Genomic DNA, 10,606 nt, shown 5'->3' with positions numbered 1-10,606 from the left:
GCCCAGGCCCCCCACCACGCTCCCGCGCCCACGCTCCCGCGCCGCCCCGCCTTGACATCCACCGGGCGGCACCGCATCCTCCTCGGGATCCGCTAATTCGATTTAGCTCACCGGACCGGAGACCGATCATGGCCCGCGCGCGCGTCACCATGGCCGATGTCGCCCGCAGCGCGGGCGTCTCGCCGACCACCGCGTCGTTCGTGCTGTCCGGGCGCACCGACATGCGGATCTCCGACGCCGCCCGGCGGCGCGTCCAGGACGCGGCCCGCGCGCTGGGGTACCGGCCCAACGTCACCGCCCGCAGCCTGCGCACCAAGTCCACGCAGACCCTGGGCCTGGTCTCCGACACGATCACCACCACGCCGTACGCGGGCGAGGTGATCCGCGGCGCGCTGGAGGCCGCCCGCGCCCGGGGCCACCTGCTGTTCATCACCGAGACCGGCGGCGACCGCGCCGCCGAGTCCGGCCTGGTCAACGCGTTGCTCGACCGCCAGGTCGACGCGGTGCTCTACGCGGCCATGTTCACCCGGCACGTCACCCCGCCGCCCGAACTGGACGGCCGGCGGGTGGTGTTGCTCAACTGCCTGGCGCCCGGCTTCGACGCGCCCTCCGTCGTCCCCGACGAGATCGAGGCGGGCCGCACCGCCGCCCGGGTCCTGCTCGGCGCGGGCCACACCCGGGGCATCTGGTCGATCGGCGGCCGGCGTGCCCTCCCGCCCACCCCCGAGGGGCTGTTCGCGGGGAACGAGCGCGTGCGCGGGCTGCGGGACACGCTCCGCGCCGCCGGCACCGGCCTGGACGGCGTCGTCGAGTGCGCGTGGGAGGCGGAGGCCGGGCACCGGGAGGTCCGCGCGCTGCTCGCCGACGGGCGCCGGCCCCGGGCGCTGGTCTGCGCCACCGACCGGGTCTCGTTCGGCGCGTACCAGGCGCTGGCCGAAGCCGGGCTGCGGGTGCCGCACGACGTGTCCGTGGTCTCCTTCGACGACCAGGACTTCGCCTCCTGGATGCGTCCCCCGCTCACCACCCTTGCCCTGCCGCACAGCGAACTGGGCCGGGTCGCCGTCGAGTTGATCCTCGAAGGCGGCCGGCTCGACGCCACCGTGCACCGGGTCCCGATGCCGCTGCGCGTCCGGGACTCGGTGAGCCCGCCGCACGAGAACGGATGAACCATGCGCGAACACCCCGCCGTCAACGGCCCGACGCCCCGGTTGGCGTTCCCGGGACCGGTCACCGACGATGATCATCAGCGCGGCGGTGTCCCGGTCGACGTCCGCCCCGTGAACGAGGACGTGCGGAAGGAGGGGCTGTGACGTCGCGGAGAACGCGGGTGACCGTCGTCGGTGAGGCGCTGGTCGACCTGCTGTGGCGGGCGGGTGCCCGGGAGGTGCACGCGGCGCCGGGCGGCAGCCCGGCCAATGTGGCCGTCGGACTGCACCGGCTGGAGCGGCCGGCCACCCTGCTGACCGCGTGGGGCGACGACCCGCCCGGCGACCTGGTCCGCGACCACCTCGCGGGCACCGGCGTCGACGTGCGGCGGCTGCCCGCGGGCCCCGGCCGCACCATCGTGGCCCTGGCCTACGTGGGCCAGGACGGCGCGGCCACCTACGACTTCCTCGTCTCCTGGGACCCGCGCGAGCTGACGGTTCCGGACGACACCGGCGTGCTGCACACCGGTTCGCTGGCCGCCGTCGTGGAGCCGGGCGCGACGCGGGTGCTGGAGCTGTGCCGCGCGCAGCGGCGCGCCGGCCGCGCGGTCGCCGCCGACCTCAACGTGCGGCCCGCCGTGCAGCCCGACCCGGACGCCTACCGCGCGGTCGCCGCCCGGCTGGCCGGGGCGGTCGACGTGCTGAAGGCCAGCGACGAGGACCTGGCGTGGCTCTATCCCGGACAGGAGGCCGCCGTATCGGCTCGGGCGCTGCTCGCCGCCGGACCGGGGCTCGTCGTGGTGACGCTGGGAGGCAAGGGCGCGCTCGCGGTCACGCGGGACGGCGACGAGGTCTGGGTGTCGGCGCCCAGCGTGTCGGTGGTGGACACGGTCGGCGCGGGCGACACCTTCCAGGCCGCGCTGCTGGACGCGATAGCCGAGCACGGCGGCCCGCCCACCGGGCGCGACGCGCTCGCCGCGGTGCTCACGCGGTGCGCGACGGCCGCCGCCATCACGTGCACGCGGGTCGGCGCCGACCCCCCGACCCGCGCCGAACTGTCCGCGTTCAGTCAGGCTTAACAGGCCGGAAACGGGGCGCCGGTGAGGCGGGGTCAGGTCTCGTAACAGACTTCGGTGAGAAGGTTGTTGTGCGGCGCTCTGATGATACGATCGCCGGGCTTGCCAAACGGGCTGACAGCGCGTAAGGCGAACAGCCGACTCGTAAAAGCAGCCGAGAGGGTTTCACCGAGGAGCACCATGCCGTCAGTAGGGCATATGGAGCCGAAGCGGCGGGCCGGCTGGCGGCGGAGGCCGCCGGCGCGGTCGAAGTCATCCTCCCCGGCTGAGCGGGCCCCGTCATCGTGTCAGGTCGGTTGGTAGGGCGGATCCGCAGCGGGGGAGCCGGATCGGCCGACCGCGGTCTCCCTCATATTCAAGTACCTGGCGGTCTAGCTTGAAGAGAATCTCATGACCCAATACCTACAGGATCCTGCCCTATGGGGCCTCATCGCCGGAACTCCCCTGGCCGCGTCCGTCATTTATCGGGGGCGAAAGACAAGCGCCAAGCTGCGCAGACAGAACGCCGATCTCGAAAGCCGTCACAGGGAGCTGGAGAATACCTTTAACGAGGCGGTGGAGGACGCCCGCCTCCGCGCCGAGGACGCCACCAAGACGGCCCTGAAGTCCGCGATGAGGACCCTTCAGGGCCTGGCCAACGAGCAGCAGTTGGTCATCTCCAAGCTTCAGGGCAAGTACGGGGACCAGGAGATCCTCCAGGACCTCCTCGAAATCGACCACATGAACTCGCAGTTCGGCCGGCGGGCCCAGTCCGTCGCCGTGCTCTGCGACGGCTGGCTCGGACGGCAGCGGGCCGTCGCCTCGGTCTACGACGTCGCGCGCGCCGCCAAGGGGCGCATCCGCCACTACACGCGCGTCGAGATCCGCTCGCAGACCAACTTCGCCATCGTCAGCCAGGTCGTCGAGCCGGTCGCGCTCGTCCTGGCCGAGCTGCTGGACAACGCGACCAGCTACTCGGCTCCCGAGACGACGATCGACATCAACATCAGGACCGTGCCCAAGGGCGTCTGCGTCATCATCGACGACGCGGGCGTCGGCATGAACGAGGAGGAGAAGAGCCGGGCCGCGCGGCTGCTGTCGGGTGAGCACCCCGTGGGCGTCACGGAGCTGGGCAACCCGCCGCAGTTCGGCTTCGCCGTCATAGGCGTGCTCGCCGCCCGTTACGGATTCAGCGTCTCCGTGGACTCGGCGTCCCCGTACGGAGGGGTGCGCGCCGTGGTCCTTCTTCCCCAGGAGCTGCTCACCAGCATGCCCGAACCGCAGAACCCGACCGCGATCGATGCCGCCGCCGCCCCGGCGGAGAGCGACGAGGGCGCCACCACGGCCGGTGGCCTGCCCAAACGGCGCAGGAGGGGAGCCATCGCCATCGTGCCGCAGGCCCGCTCCGCCGCGGAGAGCGGTCCGGCGCGGTCGAGCGAGGAGACGGCGTCCATCATGGGCGCCTTCCAGCGGGGCACGCAGTCCGGCCGCGGCGCCGATCCGAGCACGGAAGGGTACGAGACCCCGTGAACACCGAACTGTCCTGGATGCTGGAGAGCGCCCTCGAAGTCCCGGAGGCGCGCCACGCCATCCTGGTCTCGGCCGACGGTCTGCTCATGGCCCGCTCCAACGACGTCGACAAGGACGAGGCGGACACCGTGGCCGCGGCGATGAGCGGCATGCAGTCGCTGAGCCGGACCGTGGGCGGTTTCGCCGGGGGCGCCTCGATGCAGTGGCGCCAGACCGTGGTCGAGTTCGACGGCGGGTGGGTGTTCCTGATCTCCGCCGGGGAGGGGGCGTACCTGGCGGTCTCCGCCTCACCCGACGTCGACATGGCCGACATCACCTTCCGGATGCAGCAACTCGTCGCGCAGCTCGGCAAGGCACTGACCACCCCGCCCCGTGAGAATACTGGTATTCAGGCATGACAGCACCGGATGACGAGCTCAGGCCCGAGTCCGTGGAATTAGTACGGCCTTATGTCATCACCAACGGCCGCGGTCTGCCCGACCGCAACCGGTTCGACCTGATCACCCTGGTCACGGCGTCGGCCGGGGACAAGCGGACCGACCGGCTCGACCCGGAGAAGCGCAGCCTGGTCACGCTGTGCCAGGGAGGCTATCTTTCGGTCGCCGAGATCGCGGGCCATCTGCGCCTGCCCATCGGCATCGTCAAGGTTCTGCTTTCCGACCTCGCGGAGGACGGCTACATCCTCACGCGTACCCCGGTACCTCCGGCTCAACTCGCCGACGTTCAGGTTCTTCAGGAGGTGCTGGATGGACTCCAGGCGCGTTTCGGGTGAGAGCGTGCATCTGCCCGAGAAGGTGCAGATCGCCGCGAAGATTCTTGTCGTCGGGCATTTCGCGGTCGGCAAGACCACATTCATCGGGACGCTGTCGGAGATACCTCCACTGCGCACCGAGGAAACGATGACGCAGGCCGCGGCCCACGTCGACGACCTGAAAGGCATCACGGGCAAGACGACGACCACCGTCGCCATGGACTTCGGCCGGCTCACGCTGAACGAAAGGCTCGTCCTCTATCTCTTCGGAACGCCGGGCCAGCAGCGTTTCGTTCAGGTGTGGGAAGACATGACGCGGGGTGCCCTCGGCGCCCTGATCCTGGTCGACCCCCAACGGCTCAAGGAATCCTTCTCCGTGATGGACCTGGTGGAGAAGTACGGCATTCCCTACGCGATCGCCGTCAACCGGTTCGACGGCACGCCGAGCCGCTCCGACGACGAGTTGAGGGAAGCACTTGACCTGCTTCCCGACACTCCGATCGTCACCTGCGACGCGCGCGACGAGAGGTCATCGGCGAACGCGCTCATGGCTCTCGTCCGCTATTTGCAGAGCCGCACCCGTTAGGAGAACACGTTGAACTCTCATCCGGACTTCGCGTCACCACCCCCCGGTTGCCCTGCTCATGACGACGGCGGGACCGGCGCCCAGGACACCGAGGCGCCGGTCCCGCTCTACGGCCCCGAGTTCGCGGCGAACCCCGAGGCCTACTACGACTACCTGCGGCAGTTCGGCCCGGCCGCCCCGGTGGAGCTGTCCCCGGGCGTGCCGGCCATGCTGGTCACCGACTACACCGCCGCTCTCCACGTCCTGCAGAACCCCGAGCGGTACTCCAAGGACGCCCGCCGCTGGCGCGACTTCAACGAGGGCCGCGTCACCGCCGACAACCCGGTCTACCCGATGCTGGGTTACCGGCCGAACTGCCTCTTCACCGACGGCGCCGAGCACATGCGGCTGCGGCAGGCCGTGACGGACAGCCTGGCCCGCGTCGACTCGCACCGGCTGAGCCGCCACATCGAGCGCGTCTCCACCTACCTCGTGGGCCAGTTCGCCCACCGCGGCCACGTGGACCTGCTCAACGACTACGCCAAGATGCTGCCGCTGCTCGTGTTCAACGAGATCTTCGGCTGCCCCCCGGAGATCGGCGACCGCCTGATCTACGGCACCTCCGGCATCTTCGACGCCGACGCCGACGCGGAGAACGCCAACAAGGAGCTCTCGCAGGCCCTGCTGGAGCTGGTGGCGCTCAAGCGCGCCCAGCCCGGCGAGGACATCACCTCGTGGCTGATGCAGCACTCGGCCAACCTGACGGACGAGGAGATGATCCACCAGCTCGTGATGCTGATCAGCGCGGGCACCGAGCCGTAGCGCAACCTCATCGCCAACGGCCTGCGCCTGGTCCTGTCCGACGAGCGGTTCTCCGGTGGCCGGTACGGCGGCTCACTGCTGGTGGAGGACGCCCTGGACGAGGTGCTCTGGGACGCTCCGCCGATGGCCAACTACGCGCCGCACTACCCGGTTCAGGACACCGAGCTGTTCGGTGTCCCGCTGGAGGCCGGTGAGTTGCTCCTCATCAGCTTCGCCGCGGCCAACACCGATCCCGCGCTGCCGTCCTCGCGGCACACGCTCAGCAAGCGGGCCCACCTCGGCTGGAGCGCCGGCCCGCACGCCTGCCCCGCCAAGGACCCCGCGCAGCTCATCGCGGTGATCGCCATCGAGAAGCTGCTCAACCAGCTTCCCGACATCGAACTGGCCGTCCCCGTCGACAGCCTGGTGTGGCGGACCGGTCCCTTCCACCGGGCGCTGGCCACGCTGCCCGCCCGGTTCACCCCCGTCCGCCTCGCCCCCAAGGCGCCGCCGGCCACCGCGTCGGCGACCTCCCCGGAGCCCGCGCCGCAGGCCAGGCCCGAGCGGGGCACCTGGTGGAGCTCGTTCCTCAACTGGTGGCGTGTGTAACCAAGATAACAAGTTGGCATATGTGGAAGGTATATGTATGAGGATTTAGGTATGCGGGTAGACGTATATGGATTCACGCCAGTGGCCGGAATTGTGTTCCCGGACTGGCGTGAATCCATACGGCCGGCCTAGTGGGCATGAAGGGGTAATTCGTGGCATCCGCTGCTGCTGACACAGCAATCAGTCCACGTTCAGTCGTCTCCCGGATCTCGCGTCTGCGCTCGCCGCGAGGACAGGCGAATCCCTACCCGATATACACGGAACTCCGCGAGATGGGGGAGGTCGTCCCGGCCCCCTGGGGCGCGTTTCTCCTCACCACCTACGACGTCTGCGACCACGTGCTCCGCAGTAAATCCTGGGTGGCACTCGACAGCGAATGGCGGGCGCGCCAGGGCGAGGGAAATCGCTGGGCGGCGCCCGCTTCGCGCGAGCTGGGGCGGGCCCTGCAAGGGCTCAACCCGCCGCAGCACACGCGCTTCCGCAGGTCCGTCGGGCACATCTTCGACCGCGCCACCCTCGCCCGGCTCCACGACCCGGTCACCCGGGCCGTCGACGCGCTCCTCGACCGGCTGGCCCTGCGCATGCGCGACGGCGAGGCCAACTTCGCCGAACTGGTCGCCGAGGAACTCCCGGTCACCTCGATGGGTCTGTGGCTCGATCTCCCGCCCGCGGACTACCCGCTGCTGCGCGAGCTGACGCACCACCAGGTCTACGCGCAGGAACTGCTGCCCTCCGCCAGCCAGATCGCCCTGTCCAACGCGGCCACCCTCGGCCTGCGGGACTACTTCGGGGAGCTGGTCCGCGAGCGCCGCAGGAAGCCCGGCACCGATGTCGTCTCCCGCTGGCTGCGCACCTGGGACGAGCTGGAGGAGGGCGACCGGGACGCCGCCGACGAGGCGGTCTACCTCCTGACGATGTTCCTCGTCATCGCCGCCCAGGAGACCACCTCCACGCTCCTGTCCAGCATGATCTGGACCCTCGACCAGCACCCCGACCAGCTCAACTGGCTGCGGGGCAACCCCCAGGAGATCCCCGGCGCCCTGGAGGAGATCCTGCGCTACGACGCCCCGGTCCACCTCACCACCCGGGCCGCGGCCGAGGACACCGTGCTGGCCGGGGTGCCCATCGCCAAGGACCAGCTCGTGCACACCCTGATCGCCTCCGCCAACCACGACCCCGCCCGCACCACCGACCCGGAGACCTTCGACATCAGGCGGCAGGGCCGCCACCTGTCGCACCTCGCCTTCGGCGGGGGAATCCACTACTGCATCGGCGCGGGGCTCGCCCGCCTCCAGGCGCACATCCTGCTGGACGCCGTCCTCCGCCGGTTCCCCACCCTCCGGGTCAGCGCGCCCCCGGTGTGGGAGCCACGGGTGGCGTTCCGCCGCATGACCACCCTGCAGGTCGTGGACCACTGACGACAGAGAGAGCCCCCAGCCATGTTGGACCAAGCCAAGTCCGCCCTCGACGTCCGCCACGAGAAGCACGTCCTGCGCGTGCGGCTGAACACCCCGGAGAACGGGAACGTCGTCGACGAAGCGCTCCTCGACGAGCTGCTCGCGGTCTTCTCGGCCGTCCGCGACGACCCCTCCATCCGGGTGCTCACCCTCTCCGGCGCGGGCGACGACTTCTGCCTCGGCGTCGACCGCAAGGAGTACGACCGGCTCATCGCCGAGGACCCCTCCGGCTCCCGGATCCAGGTCATGGGCACCAAGGCGCGCCAGGTCTGCGAGGCCCTCGCCATGAGCAGCGTCGTCACCATCGCCCGGGTGCACGGCCGGGCCATCGGCGCCGGGCTGGCGTTCACCGTCTTCTGCGACCTGCGGGTCGGGGCCGACGACTGCCGCTTCCGGATGCCGGAGCTGGCGCTGGGCTTCCCCGTCTCCTGGGGCAGCGCCATGCCGCGGCTGTTCCAGGAGGTGGGCGCCGCGCGGATCCGGGAGCTCATCCTCACCGGGGACAGCTTCGACGCCGCGACGGCACGTGACCTGAGCGTCCTGCACCGGACCGTGCCGGAGAGCGCGCTCGACGACGCGGTGGAGGACTGGGTCCGGCCCATGGTCCGCCGGCCGCCCGGCGCGCTGCGCACGACCAAGGCCGCCCTCAACGCCTACACCGGCGCCACCCGGCTCGCGGACGCCTCGTTCCTGGAGGGCGACGTGCTGGCGTCGGCGCTCGCCGCCCGCTACCACGCGCGGGGGACGCCCTGACGTGCCGGTCGTCCCGGGCTCAGCCCCCGGCGGAGTCCTCCAGGCGGAAGCCGACCTTCAGCCCCACCTGATAGTGCTCGACGGAGCCGTCGACGATGTGGCCGCGGATCTGGGTCACCTCGAACCAGTCCAGTTGCCGCAGGGTCTGCGACGCCCGGCCGATCGCGTTGCGGATCGCGGCGTCCAGCCCCTCGTGCGAGGAGCCGACGATCTCGGTCACCCGGTAGGTGTGGTCACTCATGCTGGTCTCCCGGTGGGCCTGGGGCACGGTGGTGCGCGCACCTTCCACCGTGCCCCAGGGACCCGGCTTCCGCGAGCGCACGGTGGCGGTGGCCCCCGGCGGCGATGCTAGGCTCGCACCGGGCCGTGACTGGCGCGTTGAGATGGGACGAACCATCGGGGAGCGGCCCCGCCGCCGAGCGATGAGGAGCCGTGCGCCTGGGCTGTCGCGACTCACGTCTAGGAGGCCCCGCAAGTGACCGCAGAACCGTCCGCGCGCACCACCGAGTCCATCGCCTTCCGCAGCGGCCTGGACGTCGTCCGCGCCGTCGAGCCGCGCATCGCCGACGCCATCGCCGCCGAGGTCGACGACCAGCGCGCCTCCCTCAAGCTCATCGCCAGCGAGAACTACGCCTCCCCGGCCGTGCTGCTGGCCATGGGGAACTGGCTCAGCGACAAGTACGCCGAGGGCACCATCGGCCGCCGCTTCTACGCCGGCTGCCGCAACGTCGACACCGTCGAGGCCATCGCCGCCGAGCACGCCCGCGAGCTGTTCGGCGCCCGGCACGCCTACGTCCAGCCGCACTCCGGCATCGACGCCAACCTCGTCGCGTTCTGGGCCGTTCTCGCCCAGCGCGTGGAGAGCCCGGCCCTGGAGCGGGCCGGCGCCCGCCAGGTCAACGACCTCAGCGAGGAGGACTGGGCGGCGCTCCGCCGCGACCTGGGCAGCCAGCGCATGCTCGGCATGTCCCTGGACGCCGGCGGCCACCTCACCCACGGCTTCCGGCCCAACATCTCCGGCAAGATGTTCGAGCAGCGCAGCTACGGCACCGACCCGGCCACCGGCCTGGTCGACTACGACGCCGTCCGCGCCGCCGCCCGCGAGTTCCGGCCGCTCATCCTCATCGCCGGGTACTCCGCCTACCCGCGGCTGATCAACTTCCGGATCATGCGCGAGATCGCCGACGAGGTGGGCGCCACGCTCATGGTCGACATGGCGCACTTCGCGGGCCTGGTCGCCGGGAAGGTCCTCACCGGCGACTTCGACCCGGTGCCGCACGCCCAGATCGTCACCACCACCACGCACAAGTCGCTGCGCGGCCCGCGCGGCGGCATGGTGCTGTGCGACGACTCGCTGGCCGACCAGGTCGACCGCGGCTGCCCGATGGTGCTCGGCGGCCCGCTGCCGCACGTGATGGCCGCCAAGGCCGTCGCCCTCGCGGAGGCCAGGCAGCCGTCCTTCCAGGACTACGCCCAGCGCATCGTGGACAACGCGCGGGCGCTGGCCGAGGGCCTCCAGCGCCGCGGCGCCCGCCTGGTCACCGGCGGCACGGACAACCACCTCGCCCTCATCGACGTCTCGTCGTACGGCCTCACCGGCCGCCAGGCCGAGGCCGCCCTGCTGGACGCGGGCATCGTCACCAACCGCAACGCCATCCCGCAGGACCCCAACGGCGCCTGGTACACCTCGGGCATCCGCGTCGGCACCCCGGCGCTGACCACCCGGGGCCTGGGCACCGCCGAGATGGACGAGGTCGCCGAGCTGATCGACACCGTGCTCTCCCGCACCGAGCCGGGCACCGCCAAGAACGGCAAGCCGTCGAAGGCGGCCTATGTGCTCCAGGACGGCGTGGCCAAGCAGGTCGAGGAGCGCGCCGCCGACCTGCTCGCCAAGCACCCGCTCTACCCGGGCATCGACCTGAGCTGAGGCCGGTTCGGAG

At 71.1% G+C, this 10,606-nt stretch carries 11 protein-coding genes, 1 pseudogene and 1 riboswitch; of the genes and pseudogenes, 11 read left to right on the top strand and 1 reads right to left on the bottom strand.

Features of this window, described 5'->3' with window-relative positions:
* Positions 1–128 precede the first annotated feature (128 nt).
* The 10 genes and pseudogenes from ACSNOC_RS09565 (at position 129) to ACSNOC_RS09520 (ending at position 8,666) form a co-directional block, all read left to right on the top strand.
* Positions 129–1,166 (top strand): LacI family DNA-binding transcriptional regulator, encoded by a 1,038-nt coding sequence (locus ACSNOC_RS09565; RefSeq protein WP_436746870.1) that lies wholly within the window; start codon positions 129–131, stop codon positions 1,164–1,166.
* Positions 1,167–1,169: 3 nt separating this feature from the next.
* Positions 1,170–1,310 (top strand): hypothetical protein, encoded by a 141-nt coding sequence (locus ACSNOC_RS09560; RefSeq protein ID WP_436746869.1) that lies wholly within the window; start codon positions 1,170–1,172, stop codon positions 1,308–1,310.
* Positions 1,307–2,224, top strand: coding sequence for a carbohydrate kinase family protein (locus ACSNOC_RS09555; RefSeq protein WP_436746868.1), 918 nt, complete (start codon positions 1,307–1,309; stop codon positions 2,222–2,224). Before ACSNOC_RS09560 ends, ACSNOC_RS09555 begins: the two co-directional genes overlap by 4 nt.
* Positions 2,225–2,611: 387 nt before the next feature.
* Entirely contained in the window at positions 2,612–3,730 is a 1,119-nt protein-coding gene (locus ACSNOC_RS09550) for an ATP-binding protein (protein ID WP_436746867.1), read from the top strand.
* Positions 3,727–4,128: a roadblock/LC7 domain-containing protein gene (locus ACSNOC_RS09545; RefSeq protein WP_436746866.1), complete on the top strand. Its 402-nt coding sequence runs from the start codon at positions 3,727–3,729 to the stop codon at positions 4,126–4,128. The genes ACSNOC_RS09550 and ACSNOC_RS09545 overlap by 4 nt, the downstream gene beginning before the upstream one ends.
* Positions 4,125–4,502 (top strand): DUF742 domain-containing protein, encoded by a 378-nt coding sequence (locus ACSNOC_RS09540; RefSeq protein WP_436746865.1) that lies wholly within the window; start codon positions 4,125–4,127, stop codon positions 4,500–4,502. The genes ACSNOC_RS09545 and ACSNOC_RS09540 overlap by 4 nt, the downstream gene beginning before the upstream one ends.
* On the top strand, positions 4,477–5,067 hold the full coding sequence (locus ACSNOC_RS09535) for a GTP-binding protein (protein WP_436746864.1): 591 nt from the start codon (positions 4,477–4,479) through the stop codon (positions 5,065–5,067). The genes ACSNOC_RS09540 and ACSNOC_RS09535 overlap by 26 nt, the downstream gene beginning before the upstream one ends.
* A gap of 9 nt (positions 5,068–5,076) precedes the next feature.
* Positions 5,077–6,456, top strand: a pseudogene (locus ACSNOC_RS09530) (cytochrome P450).
* A gap of 272 nt (positions 6,457–6,728) precedes the next feature.
* A complete protein-coding gene (locus tag ACSNOC_RS09525) occupies positions 6,729–7,874 on the top strand; it encodes a cytochrome P450 (protein WP_436746863.1) in 1,146 nt (381 codons plus the stop codon).
* 21 nt (positions 7,875–7,895) lie between these two features.
* Positions 7,896–8,666, top strand: coding sequence for an enoyl-CoA hydratase/isomerase family protein (locus tag ACSNOC_RS09520; RefSeq protein ID WP_436746862.1), 771 nt, complete (start codon positions 7,896–7,898; stop codon positions 8,664–8,666).
* A gap of 19 nt (positions 8,667–8,685) precedes the next feature.
* Here the strand turns inward: ACSNOC_RS09520 and ACSNOC_RS09515 are convergent, their stop codons facing one another.
* Positions 8,686–8,907, bottom strand: coding sequence for a dodecin (locus ACSNOC_RS09515; RefSeq protein WP_436746861.1), 222 nt, complete (start codon positions 8,905–8,907; stop codon positions 8,686–8,688).
* A 115-nt stretch (positions 8,908–9,022) separates the two neighbouring features.
* Positions 9,023–9,117, top strand: a riboswitch (ZMP/ZTP riboswitch).
* Positions 9,118–9,141: 24 nt separating this feature from the next.
* Between ACSNOC_RS09515 and ACSNOC_RS09510 the strand changes: the two genes are divergently transcribed.
* A complete protein-coding gene (locus tag ACSNOC_RS09510) occupies positions 9,142–10,593 on the top strand; it encodes a glycine hydroxymethyltransferase (RefSeq protein ID WP_436746860.1) in 1,452 nt (483 codons plus the stop codon).
* Positions 10,594–10,606 lie beyond the last annotated feature (13 nt).

It is taken from the genome of Streptomyces sp. URMC 129 (assembly GCF_051386415.1).
Classification (GTDB): Bacteria; Actinomycetota; Actinomycetes; order Streptomycetales; family Streptomycetaceae; genus Streptomyces.
Note: the sequence above shows the minus strand (reverse complement) of the source record. Positions and strands in the feature narration are given on the sequence as shown.